Here is a 14,211-nt window from a genome sequence, read left to right as displayed (position 1 = left end):
GATTGCGCTTCAGGAGGCTGGCTTCACGGCGACGGCAGTATCTTCGAGGTCTCGGGGGATGAAGAAGGAGCCCGCGAAAAAGCAGAGGCCGCTGAGCAGGTAGACGGGGCTGATTGCGATCAGCGCGATGCGCAGGCCTGCTTCGGTGCTGCCATAGGAGGAGGTGAACACGTCGCTCAGATAGCCGAGGCCCATAGGCCCGAGTCCGAGGCCGACCAGGTTAACGAGGAAGGTGCTGAGCGCAACGATTGTGGCGCGCATCGCGAGCGGCGCGAGGCCTTGGTTCAGGGTCATGTTCGGCGCAACCCAGAGCGTCGTCAGCGTGGTCGGGACCAGCAGAAGCGCGAGGGCGACGTGCCATTCGGCGGCCGTGACCGCGGCGATGTGGAAGGGCAGGGCGAGGACCATGCCGCAGGCGGGGACGAGGAGGATGGCCCGCGGATTGTTCTTGCCGAATTTGTCGGCCAACCAGCCGCCGCCGAATGTGCCGACCACGCCGGCCGTGCCCGACGCCACGCCCCAGGCAAGTCCGACTTCTCCGAGCGTCAGCCCGAAGGAGCGCATGAAGAAGGTCGGGTACCAGTATTGGATACCGAGGTTCGTGAAGGCCGCGAGGCAGCCGCCGGTGACCAGCAGCTGGAAGGTGCGCTTTCGCCCGATGGTCCGCAACGTCTCGAGAAAACCCGGGCGATCGGCCGGCCGCGCTTGCCCCACGGCTTGGCTGCGACGCGGCTCGATCACGGTCGCCCGGAAGACGAGGGCGAGCAGCAGACCTGGCAGACCGACGAGAAGCAGGGCCACCCGCCAGCTGAAATGATCGGCCACATAGCCGCCGATCGAAAGGCCCGCCGCGATGCCGATCGGTGAAGCGAGTGCGAACAGTCCCATCGCGCGGCCCCGCTCGCTCAACCTGAAGAGATCGGCGATGATGGAATGCGAGGGCGGTCCGGAGCCAGCTTCCCCGATGCCGACCGCGAACCGCGCGAGCAGCAATTGTATATAGTTCTGCGCGATGCCGCCAAGCGCCGTCGCCGCGCTCCACGCGACCAGCGCCCCCGAAATGATGTTGACGCGGTTGCTCGTCGGCCGGTCCGCATAGCGCGCGATCGGAAAGCCCGCCACGGCATAGAGGGTGGCGAAGGCGAAGCCGCTCATCAGTCCAAGCTGCCAGTCCATCAGGCCGAACTCGTGCTTGATCGGCTCCTGAAGGATGGTCACGATCTTACGATCGATCATGTTCATGATGTAGACGAGCGTGAGCATCACGAGGACGTAGGCGCGCGGCGTGGCAGCGATCGGCGGCGCAACAGTTCTGGTTTCGGCCCCATCGATCGGCAGTAGCGACATAAGCGGGATTCCTCTTGCTGCGAGCCTTCCAGAGACTAGCATCCGGTACCACGACCTATGCAGCGGCGGCGAAGCAACCAAAAGTTGGCCCGCATCGGGCGTGCGCCCTCCAGACGATTTCTCGGCCTTGTGCCAATTTCTGAGGGGTGGCGGGGCGCCTCGGCCCGGGCCAAATCTGAAACATAGCAGAGGAGTGGGCAGATTATGGCGGACCAGCCGCTGACGGGCATTCGCGTGGTGGATATGAGTCGAGTGCTCGCCGGTCCCTGGGCGGGTCAGATGCTGGCGGATCTGGGCGCGGAGGTCATCAAGATCGAAAAGCCCGTGACCGGCGACGAGAGCCGGGTCTACGGGGCTGCATTCCTGCAAGGGACGGACGGCAGCACGGTCAATCAGACCCCCACCTTCCTCGCCGCCAACCGTGGGAAAAAATCGATCACCGCGAATCTCGCGTCGGAGGGCGGGCAACAGCTTATCCGCGACCTCGTCGCCAAAGCCGACGTGGTGATCGAGAATTACAAGGTTGGCGATCTCGCGCGTCGCGGGCTCGATTATGAGCAGCTGAAGAAGGTCAACCCGCGCCTCATATATTGCTCGGTCACGGGATTCGGGCAGACCGGCCCCTACCGCTTTCGACCCGGCTACGATCCCATCGCCCAGGCGATGAGCGGCTTCATGAGCACCACCGGCATCCCCGACGGAGAGCCCGGCGCCGGACCGATGAAGGCCGGCCCGAGCATCATCGATCTTGCAACCGGGCTTTATGCGGACATCGCCATCCTGGCGGCGCTTTACCGGCGCGACGCGGCTGGTGGCACCGGCGAGTATATCGACATGTCCCTGCTGGACTGCGGGCTCGCCTTCACCTCGCATTTTGCGATGCACTACGCGATCACGGGCGAACAGCCTGCGCGCGTCGGCACTCAGGGCGTGAGCGGTATGCCGGGGGGCGTGTTCCCGTGCAAGGACGGCCACATCATGATCGCCGCCGGCACGGACGCGCTGTTCCCGCGTTTCTGTCGCGTCATCGGGCGGGAAGACATGCTTGCGGACCCGCGGTTCGCCTCTAACGGCCTTCGGGTCACCAACCGTCGCGACATGGTGCCGATCCTCAACGAGGCGATGTCGACATGGACAGTGCGGGACCTGTACCTTGCGCTCGTCGAGGCCAAGGTTCCGTGCAGCCCAGTCAACGGCATCGGCGACGCGTTCGAGGATCCACAGATCCAGGCGCGGGGAATGGTGCGCACGGTGGAACATCCGCGCGCCGGCAGCGTGCGCCTGCTCGCGAACCCGATCCGCTTCACCAAGATGGCGACCGCCGATCCGGTCGCGCCTCCCGAGGTCGGGCAGCACGAGGATGAAATCCTTGGCGGGTTGCTCGGCTACGACAGGGACAAGATCGACACGCTACGCAAGGCGGGAGCAATCTGATGGATGAGACAGTCGTGCACGTGGCCGAACGTGGCCCGATCATCGAGGTGACGTTCGATCGCCCCGCCAAGCTGAACGCCATGACGCCTGAAATGACGGGCGCGGTATCCAAGGCGGTCGATGAACTCGGGCGGCGCCGCGACCTGCGCCTGATGCTCATTCGCGCCAAGGGGCGCTATTTCTCGGCGGGTTCGGACTTCGTCGGCGCCGGCATTCCCGATTTCAAGGGCAGCACGATGGAGGCGCGCCGCTGGTATCGTGGCGGCGTCGACCGTGAATCCCTGCAGTCGATCAATGACAAGATCGAGGCCGTGGAAAAGCCCGTGGTGGTGGCGCATCATGCGCCGTGCCTCGGCGGGGCGCTGGAAATGTCGCTTTCCTGCGATTTCCGGCTCGCCGCGAAGAGCGCAAAATACGGCCTGCCCGAAATCGATCTCGGGCACCTTCCAGGTTCCGGCGGGATGAGCCGCATGACGCGGATCTGCGGGCCGCACTGGGCGCGCTGGCTGGTGATGGCTGGCAAGTGGGTCGCTGCCGAACGGGCGCTGATCATGGGCCTCGTCCACGAGGTGTTCGACGACGAGGATTTCGATGCCGGCGTCGATGCCTTTTGCGAGCATCTGCTCCAGCGCTCGACGGAGGCTATGGCGCTCGCCAAGACGATGATCGAGATCATCGCCGATACCGACCGCGCCAATGGCCGTCAGCTCGACCGCGTCGCCAATTCGATCCTGTTCCAGACGCCCGAGACCCATGCGTTGATGCAGGCTTTTCGCGACCGGAAGAAGGCGCGCAAATGAACCTCGGCTACACCACGGAGGAGCTTGAATTCGCCCGCATGGTTTCCGAATGGGTTGCGGCGAATCTTCCGGCCGAAATTGCCCGTAAGACCTATGCCGGCGAGCGCTTCAGTCGCGAGGAATATCTGATCTGGCCGCATATCCTCCGTAGCCGCGGCTGGTCGATGCCGAGCTGGCCAAAAGAACATGGCGGGCCCGGCTGGACGCTAACCCAACGGCATCTGTTCACCGAAATCACGACCGTTGCCGGAGCGCCCTACATTCGGTCGGCGCCCGAAAAGCTGGTCGGGCCACTGCTGATGGCGGTCGGCACGCCGGAGCAGAAGGCCTATTATCTGCCGCGTATCCTCAATTTCGAGGATCATTGGAGCCAGGGTCTCTCCGAGCCGGGTGGAGGATCTGATCTCACCGCGCTCAAGACCCGCGCAGATCGCGACGGCAATCATTTCGTCATCAATGGATCGAAGATCTGGACCAGCGACGCACACAATTCGACCCTGATCCTGGCGCTGGTGCGTACCGACCAGAGCCAGAAAGGCGCGCGGGGCCTTACCCAGCTCATCATCCCGACCGACGCGCCGGGCGTCACCATCCGCCCCATTCTTCACATGAGCGGCGAGCATCATTTCAACCAGGTGTTCTTCGACGATGTCCGCGTACCCGTGGAGAACGTCGTCGGGACGGAGAATGGCGCCTGGCAGGAGACGCGCACGCTGTTGGCCCACGAGCGGTTCAACTTCGCGCGACTGGGTGAATCAAAACGACACCTGACCCGGCTCAAGGCCCTGGCGCGCAGCGAGATGGATGGCCCGGTTCCGATGATAGCCCGCCCCGATTTCCGGCGCCGGATCGCCCAGGCCGAAATCGCGCTCGACACGCTTGAGGTCACGACGCTCCGCCTGCTCGACGCCGAGCAGAACGGACGACCCCTCGGCGGGGCGCCCAACATCGTCAAGCTGAAGGGCGCCGAGGTGGAACAGGAGATGCTTCGCCTGATCGCGGATGTGATCGGCCCCTACGGCACCGCGTTCGACGTGCGCACGCGGATCACCGGCTCGGACGCTCCGGCTCAGGCGGCGCGGCGCGCGGGGAAGGCGCTCGCGGCCTGGCTCGAATCGCGCACCTTCTCAATCGCCGGCGGATCCAGCGAAGTGCAGCACAACATGTTTGCCCGCCATGAGCTTGGACTTGGTAACGCATGAATTTTGAACCCACCGAAATCCAGACGCTGCTGCGCGAAAGCGCGGAGCGATTGGCGCGCGACCGCTTCTCCTATCTCGATCGGCTGCCGGCCTTCACGGCCGATGTCGAGGCGATTGACGAGGATTGGGCCGCGATCGCTGAGCTCGGCGTGCCGGGCATCCTCGTACCGGAAGCCTATGGCGGGATCGGTGGGACGCTACACGACATCATGCCCGTTCTCGAGGTATTTGGCGCCGCATGCGTTTTCGAGCCGGTGACGGCGACCGCAGTCGTCGGCGCCGGCCTGATCGACGCGCTCGGCAGCGCCGAGCAGAAGGCGCGCCTTCTGCCCCAGATCGCAGCAGGCTCGCTCCGTGTGGCGCTCGCGTCGGCGGAGCGACACTCGCGTTACCGCCTCGATCATGTCGAAACGGCCGCGTCTCAGGGGGCGCTCACGGGGGTGAAGACGCTGGTTTTCGGGGGCGCCACGGCGGACCTGTTCATCGTTTCGGCGCGCGACAGTGATGCACTGCTGTCGCTTTTCCTGGTGCCCCGAAATGCGGCAGGGCTCGACATCGAGACATGGCGCAACATCGACCTAAGCGGATCATGCGATCTCACACTCACCAATGTTGCGGCGGAGCGCCTGGGCGAGCCCGCAGACGGGCTTGCCGAGTTGGAGCGCGCCACGGATCGCGCGATCGCCGCCCTGTGCAGCGAGGCGGTGGGCGCGATGAGCGCGTTGAACGAGATAACGCTCGAACATCTCCGCACCCGACATGCCTTCGGCAAGCCGCTCGGCAGCTTTCAGGTCCTCCAGCACCGCATGGTCGATATGGTGGTGATGACCGAGCAGGCCCGTTCGATCGCGATGCTTGCCGCCGACAGGGCCGAAGCCGACGATCCAGTCGCGAGCGCGCGCGCCGCGTCCGCCGCGAAGGTGCAGGTCGGCGAGTCAGGCCGCTATGTCGGCGAACAGGCGGTTCAGCTGCACGGCGCGATCGGCATCACCCTTGAGCACCCCGTGAGCTATTTCCACAAGAAGCTCGCGGTGATCGATCGGCTCTTCGGCGATGTCGATCACCATCTCGAACGCTACGCGGTCGCCTCCGGATATTGAGGCTTCGGCTGCGGACGCCCCGGGGCCTCTGTGGACGCGCCGGAACCGCGCTTCGTATCATTGGATAATCATCGAGGGCCGCCGGATCGCTCCGGCGGCCCTCGCGCCGTGTCCCCTCAAGCCCCCGGGAACAGCAGCTTCGCATTCTCGACGAAGAACTTGCGGTCATAGTCCTTGCCGACCGTGTTCATCGTCTTCTTGAACCTGCCGATCGGATTGCGCGTGCCTTCGACATGCGGATAATCGGTCGAGAACACATAGACTTCGTCCATGCCGTGGCGTTCGACCATCGTATCGATACTCTCATGCCAGAACGGCGTGATGCGAACGTTGCGACGGATATATTCCTTGGGCCGTAGCGGATAGGTGACGCCGACCTTGGCGAGTAGCTCGACATGCTGCTCCATCCTCTCCGCCATCGGGCCGAGCCAGCCGGCGCCGCACTCGATCACGCCGAAGCGCAGGCGGGGGAATCGCTCGAACACGCCGCCCATCACCAGAGAGATGAGGTAGGTTTCGACCGGCAGGTGCGCCACCAGCATGAAGAACGGGCCGATCGCCTCCTCGGCGCCCGGACGCATCGCAAAGCTCGCCTTGAGCGCGCGCGCCTCGGAAAATTCGCGCGGCGGGATCACGGGGTCGTCCGCATCGCTGGTCAGCAGTCCGCCCGAGGAGAGATGGAGGAGGGCGGGCACGTCGGCCTCCTCCAGTCGTGCCCAGAACGGATCCCATGCTTCATTGGCGGGGGAGACACCCCCCGGCGGTGAGGCGCAGGAGAGGAGAATGCCGGTGGCGCCGGAGGCCAGAACGCGATCCAGCTCGGCGATCGCCGGGTCGAGCTGGCTCATGTTGATCTGGCAGACCGCGCGGGCACGGCCTCCCGTCGACCTGGTCCAGGGAATCACGAAGTCATTGTAGCGGCGCATCGCCGCGCGCGCCGCGTCCGAATCGATCCGCAATTCGCGCAGCGCGGTGTTCGGGAAGACGAGCTGCTGCGCGACGCCCATTGCATCCATGGCCGCGACGCGCTCCTCGGCATCATAGGCGCCGAGCGCGCCCAATCCCTTGATGTTCCAGACGTCGGTCTTTCCCGCTTCCTTGTCCTTGTGGAACTGCTCGGTCGCATATTGATTGCGAACATGTTCGAGAACGAACCCGCCACCGATCTCGCCGACGATCTCGGCCATCGTGTCGGGCTCCATATAAAGATGGGCATCGCAGTCGAGAATCTCGCCTTTGAAGCCGATTTCGGCTGCGGGCGCTTGCATCAGCTCCAAATTCATATACCCTCTCCTTGGTCGACTATTCGACCGATTATACGTTAATTAGAACTACGCACAAGGGGAGAGGAGATGGGATTTCCACGGGATGTGGGCGTGGTCGACACGATGCTCGATCTCCCGCGAGGAGCGAACAATTGGAGCGAGCGTTACGCCGGGCTGCTCCGCGACAAGGAGAGCCGCGAAAATGCCTTCGCTCATCCCGCCGGCTACATGTTCAAGGATCCGGTCGATCCCACCCGCATCGTCGACCCGATCGGCGACACGTTGCGCGACATGGACGCGCACAATATCGAGAAAGCGCTGATCAGCGTCGGCGATGATCTTTCGCTGACCGCGCTCGCGCATCATCCCGATCGCTTCCTCGGTCAGGTGCTCATCGATCCAAAGGACGGGATGGATGCCGTAAGTCTGATAAAGCGCGCGGTCGAGGAGTTCGGGGCCGTCGCCGCCAGCTTCTTTCCCTGCGGAGCGGATGTCGCGATCGACGACAAGCGCGCCTATCCGATCTACGCCAAGTGCGCCGAACTGGACATTCCGATCTTCATCAACGTCGGTGTGCCGGGGCCGCGGATGCCCTACAAGCCGCAATATGTGGGGCTGCTCGATGAGGTCTGCTGGTTCTTTCCTGATCTCAGGATCGTGATGCGGCACGGCGGTGAGCCGTGGACCGATCTCGCGGTCAAGCTGCTCCTCAAATGGCCCAACCTCTATTATTCGACCAGCGCGTTCGCGCCCAAATATTTTCCCAGGGACGTCATCGAGTTCGCGAACAAGCGCGGCGCCGACAAGGTCATGTACGCAGGCTATTATCCCTCGGGACTGAGCCTTGAGCGCAGCTTCGCGGAGCTACCCGACGTGCCGCTCAGGGATGAGGTCTGGCCCAAATTCCTGCGAGAAAACGCGCTCAGGGTGCTGAAGGTGGAGGGGAAGTGATGGTGGAAGGACTGACACTCACGCGCGAGGGGAAAATCGCGATCCTGACCCTCGATCGGCCAGATCGGCGCAACGCCTTCACCCGCGACATGCGAATGGCGATGATTTCCGAGATTCAGACGCTCAATCTCGACGAGGACTGCCGCGCAGTCGTGCTGACCGGCGCCGGCGGCCACTTTTCGGCGGGCGCCGACATTTCGAATGTCGGCAAGGAGGAAGCGCCCTGGACCCTGATCAAGACCCGCGAAAACATGGCAGAAGTCCATCAGCTGGTGCGCGCGATCGTCGCCTCGCCAAAGCTGTTCGTGGCGGCGGTGGAAGGACTGGCTTTCGGCGGGGGCTTCGCGCTGGCCGCGGCGTGCGACCAGGTGATCGCGGCGAAAACCGCGCGCTTCGGCGCTGCGTTCTGCAAACTTGGGCTGATCGGCGACATGGGGCTGATGTGGTCGTTGAAGGAGCGCGTCGGGCTCGCCCGGGCCAAACGCATCATTCTTCTCGGCAATGAAGTGAGCGGGGAGGAGGCTGGCGCGGTCGGGCTGGCCGACGAGGCGGTCGAAACCGGCGAGGCGCTGGCCGCTGCGGTGGCGCTGGCCAACCGGTTCGTCGCGGTGGCCCCGTTGTCGGTGGCTTATACAAAGGCCTCCTACGCGCGCGGGATCGACGACATCGAGGACGCCTTCGCGTGTGAGCTCGATTACGTCCCCATTCTCAACCGCACCGAAGACTTCAAAACGGCGATCGCGGCGTTCCAGACAAAGACCAGGCCAGTCTTCACGGGCCGCTGAGGCGCCACCAATGGACGCCGCCTTCGTCGCCGTCCCGCATCGCGCGCCCCTGCGCCTCGAGCCACTGGAGACATGCCGCGACCTCGCCGATCGCGCCGCCGATGCGATGTGGCCCGATCTTCTTGCCGAAGGCGGCGTCGAGCAGGTCCACGATCCGTCGCGGGCGATCCAGCGCCGTGGCGATCCGGGCAAGCATCGCGTGATGGCCGGCGCGCATCTCGGCGATCCGCGCGTGCAGGCCGCGAAAGGGATCGCCATGCGAAGGCAGGATGAGCACGTCGTCCGGCACGGTGGATTCCAGTGCGCCGAGTCCGTCGAGCCAGTGGGCCAAAGGATTGTAGTCCGGCGGACCGGGCCAGGCGCTGATGTTCGCTGTGAAACGCGGGAGCACCTGATCGCCGGCAACCAAAATGCGATCATCCGGGGACCAGAAGCCGATATGTTCGGGCGAATGGCCGCTACACCCGATCATTCGCCATTCCCTCCCGCCGATCCTGATCGTCTCGTCCGCCTGGAGCGGCGCACCGGCGTCGGGAAGCGGGCGATAATAATCGAGCTGGTCGCGGATCCGGGTGACCCAGGCGTCGATGGCGTTCGCGTCGAGGCCGGCGGCGGTGTAGAATGTGCGTGCTGGGAGGTCGTCCCCGGCCAGCGCATTCTGAAGCGCGGCAAATTCGCCGCGGGCGATAAACAACGGCGCGCCCGTCTCTCGCGCCAGCCAGCCAGCGGCGCCAAGATGATCGGCATGACCATGCGTGACGAGAATGCGGCCGACCGGCTTATCCGCCAGCGGATTGGCGAGCGCCGCCTGCCAGGCGGACCGCGTATCCCGGTCGCTGAGGCCGCAATCGATCAGCGTCCAGGCATCGCCATCATCAATCACCCAAAGGTTGATGAACGAGAGCGGACCACTCAGCGGCATGCGCAACCAACTCAGCGACGCGCTTATGGGCGCGACCGAGCCGTCTCCCACACCCGGTGCCACGAGCCTTTCCATGTCGCGAGACTGCCGCAAGCCACTGGGCGGCGGGACCGACGATGTGGCTGTGGGTGCCCGCGTAAAGCGCAGGCGGTTTGACACTTTCATTCCGCTCTGTGATCACCCGGCGGCCCCGCGTCTGTACGCTTCATACTAAAGAACAGGTCGTAATGCCCAAGCCCTTGTCAAATCCCACGATGCGCGTGCTTCAGGTGATGGAATATCTCGCCACTCGCCCGTCGGGGACTTACGGACTGTCCGAGCTGTCGCGCAGCATCGGGATGAGTAAGTCGACCTGCCTTTCGATCCTCAATACGCTCGTCGATGCGGGATATGTGATCCAGCATCCCGTCCAGCGTTATTATTCGCTGGGGCCGGCGGCCATCGCGGTCGGCCAGGCAGCCTTGACCCGGTTTCCCGACGTCACGGACGTATTCCCGGTGCTCAAGAAGCTGGCGCGCGAGACCAACATGACCGCGACGTGCGAGGCGCTGGCCGGCGATCAGCTGGTCGTCGTCGCGTCCGCCGGGCGGGGCGATCCGCTGAGCGGAATCGGGCGCACGGGCGTTCGCCTGCCATTCTCGCCGCCTTATGGCGCGCCGTTCGGCGCCACGGCCGAACTGGAGGCGTTCAGGGACTATCTCGATCGCGCCGATCCGCCGTTGAGCGATGACGAGGTCAAGCGGCTCGTTCGTTCGTTCGAGATCGGGCGCCAGCGCGGTTTCTTTGTCGGGCTCGATCTGCCCGCGGATCATCCGTTGCATGAAAAGCTTGCCGAGGCGTGGACCGCGCGCTCGCCCGATCGCAAGCTCCAGTCGATCGTCGCCGCGCGGCGGATGGCCGGCTACCTGCTCGACGATATCGATCTGGCCGCAATCTATGCCGTTTCCTCGATCCAGGCGCCGGTGGTCTCGCGGGGCGGCACGGTGGAGATCGCGCTGGCGCTGCTTGCTTTCGGCTGGAAGGCGACAGGGGCTCAGCTGATCGCGACCGCGCACAAACTGGTCGCCGCGGCCGAGGCAGTGGCCGAGGGCCGGCCCCACCGACGCTAAAGTTGGGGTGCGCCGCACTTTCCTTCGCTTGAAGGGTGGCAGCCAAGACCCGATCGTTGCTCGCGAAATCGACTTCGGGAGCGAATGGTGGGCACTCTGCTGGAAGGGAAAGTTGTCGCGGTAACCGGTGCTGGACGCGGCATCGGTCGTGCGATTGCGCTGCAATGCGCGGAGCAGGGCGCCGCGGTGGTCCTCAACGATTATGGCGGCTCGGCGACCGGCGACGGCGCCGACGAGGGGCCGGCGCAGGACGTCGTCCGCGAGATCGAGGGGGCCGGCGGGCGCGCGATCGCCAACGCCGCGAACATCGCCGACCCGCAGGGCGCCGAAAGCATCGTCGACGACGCGGTCTCGAAGTTCGGGCGCCTCGATGCGGTCGTCAACAATGCAGGAATCCTGCGAGACGTGATCTTCCACAAGATGTCGGTCGCCGACTGGAAGAACGTGATCGACGTCCACCTCAACGGCTATTTCTACGTCTCACATGCCGCGGCGTTGCAGTTCCGTGCCCAAGGCTCGGGCGCTTTCGTCCATTTCACGTCCACGTCGGGGCTGATCGGCAACTTCGGTCAGGCGAATTATTCGGCGGCGAAGATGGGGGTCGTTGGCCTGTCCAACTCGATCGCTCTTGACATGCAGCGCTTCGGAGTCCGTTCGAACTGCATCGCGCCATTTGCGTGGACCAGGATGACCGAATCGATCCCCGCCAGCACGCCTGCGGAGATCGAGCGGGTCGAGCGATTCAAGACGATGACCCCCGAGAAGAACGCCCCCCTTGCCGTGTTCCTGTGCTCGGATGCGGCTGCGGACGTGAACGGCCAGATCTTCTGCACGCGCAAGAACGAGATTTTCCTGTTCAACCGCCCCATGCCGATCCGGTCCGCGCATCGGGCGGAGGGTTGGACTCCCGAGACGATCGCCTCCGACCTCGTCCCGGCGCTCAAGCCGTCCTTCGAGCCGCTGCGACTTTCGTCCGAGATCTTCGCCTGGGATCCGATCTGAGGCGATGCCGCTCGATTACGACATGCTGATGCGTCTGCCGGCATGGGAAATTCGGCAGGATTACACGCGGCGGGACACGATCCTCTATGCGCTCGGCGCCGGCGCGGGGATCGAGCCGCGCGAGCTCGATTTCGTCTATGAGCCGCGCCTTCAGGCGCTTCCGTCGATCGCCGCGGTGCTGACCCATCCGGGCTTCTGGCAGAAGGATCCCAAATACGGCCTCACCTGGCAGAAGCTGCTCCACGGCGAGCAGTGGCTGCGCGTCCACCGTCCGATCCCGGTGGAGGGATCGCTCAAGGGCGAAATGCGGATCGAGGAAATTTACGACAAAGGCGCGGACAAGGGCGCAGTGCTGCTCTGGAAGCGAGAGATTTCGGATGCGGGAACCGGCGAAGCGATCGCGACGGTGCGCGGATCGTCCTTCCTGCGCGCCGACGGAGGGTTCGGCGGGCAGTCCACGGGTGCGCCGGCTCCGCATCCGATCCCCCAGCGGCCGGCTGACCGCATCGTCGAGCTCGGGACTCGGCCTGAACAGGCGCTGATCTATCGGCTCTCCGGCGACTATAACCCGCTCCATGCCGACCCGGAGGTTGCGAAGGCTGCCGGCTTCGATCGCCCGATCCTGCATGGCCTGTGCTCCTACGCGATCGCGTGCCGTGCGATCGTGATGGGGCCCTGCGGCGGTGATGCCGCGCGGCTGCGCTCGCTCGATGCGCGTTTCTCCGCGCCGGTCTTTCCGGGTGAGACGCTCAGCGTGGAAATCTGGAATGACGGCGCTTTTCGCGTCACCGTCGTCGAGCGCGGGCTCGTCGCCATCAACAATGGGTATTTCGAGCATGACTGAGGTCGGCATTGTCGCGTTTGGCGCCTATGTCCCGCGCCTTCGCCTTAAGCGCGCGGCCGTGGTCGCTGCGAACAGCTGGTATGCGCCAGGCCTGCGCGCCCATGGCAAGGGCGAGCGCGCGATGGCCAATTGGGACGAGGACGCCGTCACGATGGCGGTCGAGGCCGCGCGCGATTGCCTCACGGGGATCGACCGTGGCACGGTTTCATCCCTGCTCTTGGCATCGAGCACCGCGCCCTTTGCCGATCGCCAGAACGCCGGCATCGTCAAGGAGGCGCTGGCCATGTCGGACGATATCGCCACGGCCGACCTGTCCGGCAGCCAGCGCGCCGGGCTTTCGGCGATGGTGCAGGGGCTGGCCGTCGCCGCCGCGAACGGTGTCACCGTGCTCGCCATCGGATCCGACAAGCGCAAGGCGCGGCCCGCATCGGAGGCCGAACTGGTCCAGGGGGACGCGGCTGCGGCGGTGCTGCTCGGTCCGGGCGGCGGGGTCGCAAAGCTTCTGGCCAGTCACAGCGTTTCGGCCGATTTCGTCGATCATTTTCGCGCCGCGGGCGAGGCCGCCGATTATGAATGGGAAGCCCGCTGGGTGCGCGACGAAGGCTATGCGGGCCTTGCCCCGCGCGCGATCCATGGCGTGCTCGCCAAGGCGGGGATCGAAGCGGATGCGGTGGACGCCTTCATCCTGCCAGCGCCACGGGGTGTCGCGCAGGCAATGTCCAGGCGCTGCGGCATCCGTCCCGAGGCGGTTCGCGACGATCTCGGCCAGAGCGTCGGCCATAGCGGGGTCGCGCATCCGCTGCTGATGCTCGTCCACGCGCTGGAGCGCGCCACGCCGGGGCAGCGCATTCTGGTCGCCGGGTTCGGCAACGGCTGCGAGGCCGTGCTGTTCGAAGTGACTGATGCGATTGCCTCGCTCCCCAGGCGTCGGGCTGTGACTGGGTGGCTCGCGCGCCGGCGCGAAGAGGTCAATTATCTGAAGTTACTCGCTTTCTCCGGCCATCTCGAACTCGAAACCGGAATGCGCGCGGAATTCGACCAGAAGCAGCCGCTCACCGCGCTGTGGCGTCAGCGTCGCGCGGTGCTGGGGCTGGTCGGCGGCCGCGACCCAAGGACGGGCGAGGTCCAGTTCCCCAAGAGCGACATCCCGCTCGGCGGCAATCTGGATGCGGTCGGCACGCTCGAAGACCATCCGATGGCGGAGCTGCCAGCGCGCATCCTCAGTTTCACCGCCGACAACCTCACCTATTCCCCCGATCCGCCCTGTTGGTATGGGTTGATCGATTTCGAGGGTGGCGGGCGAATGAACGTCGAATTCTGCGACGCGGAACCGGAAGACGTCGCCGTTGGACGCGAGATGCGGATGATGTTCCGCGTGAAGGCGTTCGACAGGCAGCGCCAGTTCATCCGGTATTTCTGGAAAGCGGCCCCGGCCGAGCGGGAGGCCTAA

General features: G+C 65.0%; 13 protein-coding genes. 10 read left to right on the top strand and 3 right to left on the bottom strand.

Translation table 11 applies throughout. The features are described 5' to 3' along the window. Nucleotides 1–9: 9 nt before the first annotated feature. Complete coding sequence (locus tag FRZ32_RS02265) at nt 10–1,428, bottom strand: spinster family MFS transporter (protein WP_147041975.1); 1,419 nt, start codon at nt 1,426–1,428, stop codon at nt 10–12. Nucleotides 1,429–1,551: 123 nt separating this feature from the next. Between FRZ32_RS02265 and FRZ32_RS02260 the strand changes: the two genes are divergently transcribed. Genes FRZ32_RS02260 through FRZ32_RS02245 form a run of 4 tightly spaced genes read left to right on the top strand, consistent with a single transcriptional unit; the run spans nt 1,552 to nt 5,883 of the window. Continuing rightward, nucleotides 1,552–2,781, top strand: a complete 1,230-nt coding sequence (locus FRZ32_RS02260; RefSeq protein WP_147041974.1) for a CaiB/BaiF CoA transferase family protein — start codon at nt 1,552–1,554, stop codon at nt 2,779–2,781. Further along, on the top strand, nt 2,781–3,581 hold the full coding sequence (locus FRZ32_RS02255; RefSeq protein WP_147041973.1) for an enoyl-CoA hydratase/isomerase family protein: 801 nt from the start codon (nt 2,781–2,783) through the stop codon (nt 3,579–3,581). The genes FRZ32_RS02260 and FRZ32_RS02255 overlap by 1 nt, the downstream gene beginning before the upstream one ends. Then, entirely contained in the window at nt 3,578–4,783 is a 1,206-nt protein-coding gene (locus FRZ32_RS02250) for an acyl-CoA dehydrogenase family protein (protein ID WP_147041972.1), read from the top strand. The genes FRZ32_RS02255 and FRZ32_RS02250 overlap by 4 nt, the downstream gene beginning before the upstream one ends. Further along, nucleotides 4,780–5,883 carry an acyl-CoA dehydrogenase family protein gene (locus tag FRZ32_RS02245; protein ID WP_147041971.1) on the top strand — a complete coding sequence of 368 codons (1,104 nt, stop codon included), beginning with the start codon at nt 4,780–4,782 and terminating at the stop codon, nt 5,881–5,883. Before FRZ32_RS02250 ends, FRZ32_RS02245 begins: the two co-directional genes overlap by 4 nt. Before the next feature lie 116 nt (nt 5,884–5,999). Here FRZ32_RS02245 and FRZ32_RS02240 read toward each other — a convergent pair whose 3' ends face one another. Then, nucleotides 6,000–7,151, bottom strand: coding sequence for an amidohydrolase family protein (locus FRZ32_RS02240; protein ID WP_158635803.1), 1,152 nt, complete (start codon nt 7,149–7,151; stop codon nt 6,000–6,002). An 84-nt stretch (nt 7,152–7,235) separates the two neighbouring features. On the opposite strand from FRZ32_RS02240, the gene FRZ32_RS02235 reads away from it, so the two are divergent. Both FRZ32_RS02235 and FRZ32_RS02230 read left to right on the top strand, forming a co-directional pair. After that, nucleotides 7,236–8,099 carry an amidohydrolase family protein gene (locus FRZ32_RS02235; protein ID WP_147041969.1) on the top strand — a complete coding sequence of 288 codons (864 nt, stop codon included), beginning with the start codon at nt 7,236–7,238 and terminating at the stop codon, nt 8,097–8,099. Continuing rightward, complete coding sequence (locus tag FRZ32_RS02230; RefSeq protein ID WP_147041968.1) at nt 8,099–8,884, top strand: enoyl-CoA hydratase/isomerase family protein; 786 nt, start codon at nt 8,099–8,101, stop codon at nt 8,882–8,884. Before FRZ32_RS02235 ends, FRZ32_RS02230 begins: the two co-directional genes overlap by 1 nt. Here the strand turns inward: FRZ32_RS02230 and FRZ32_RS02225 are convergent. Next, nucleotides 8,871–9,806, bottom strand: coding sequence for an MBL fold metallo-hydrolase (locus tag FRZ32_RS02225; RefSeq protein ID WP_158635802.1), 936 nt, complete (start codon nt 9,804–9,806; stop codon nt 8,871–8,873). The two genes, FRZ32_RS02230 and FRZ32_RS02225, sit on opposite strands and share 14 nt — an antisense overlap. A 227-nt stretch (nt 9,807–10,033) precedes the next feature. Here FRZ32_RS02225 and FRZ32_RS02220 point away from each other — a divergent pair, with 227 nt between their 5' ends. The 4 genes from FRZ32_RS02220 (at nt 10,034) to FRZ32_RS02205 (ending at nt 14,211) form a co-directional block, all read left to right on the top strand. After that, nucleotides 10,034–10,915 carry a helix-turn-helix domain-containing protein gene (locus tag FRZ32_RS02220; RefSeq protein ID WP_147041966.1) on the top strand — a complete coding sequence of 294 codons (882 nt, stop codon included), beginning with the start codon at nt 10,034–10,036 and terminating at the stop codon, nt 10,913–10,915. Nucleotides 10,916–11,002: 87 nt separating this feature from the next. Continuing rightward, nucleotides 11,003–11,917, top strand: coding sequence for an SDR family NAD(P)-dependent oxidoreductase (locus FRZ32_RS02215; RefSeq protein ID WP_424141276.1), 915 nt, complete (start codon nt 11,003–11,005; stop codon nt 11,915–11,917). 4 nt (nt 11,918–11,921) lie between these two features. Continuing rightward, nucleotides 11,922–12,761, top strand: coding sequence for a MaoC/PaaZ C-terminal domain-containing protein (locus tag FRZ32_RS02210; RefSeq protein ID WP_147041964.1), 840 nt, complete (start codon nt 11,922–11,924; stop codon nt 12,759–12,761). Then, nucleotides 12,754–14,211 (top strand): hydroxymethylglutaryl-CoA synthase family protein, encoded by a 1,458-nt coding sequence (locus tag FRZ32_RS02205; protein WP_147041963.1) that lies wholly within the window; start codon nt 12,754–12,756, stop codon nt 14,209–14,211. Before FRZ32_RS02210 ends, FRZ32_RS02205 begins: the two co-directional genes overlap by 8 nt.

This window comes from Sphingosinicella ginsenosidimutans (assembly GCF_007995055.1).
Taxonomy (GTDB): domain Bacteria; phylum Pseudomonadota; class Alphaproteobacteria; order Sphingomonadales; family Sphingomonadaceae; genus Allosphingosinicella; species Allosphingosinicella ginsenosidimutans.
The sequence above is the reverse complement of the archived record's forward strand: the minus strand, read 5'-3'. Positions and strand labels throughout refer to the sequence as shown.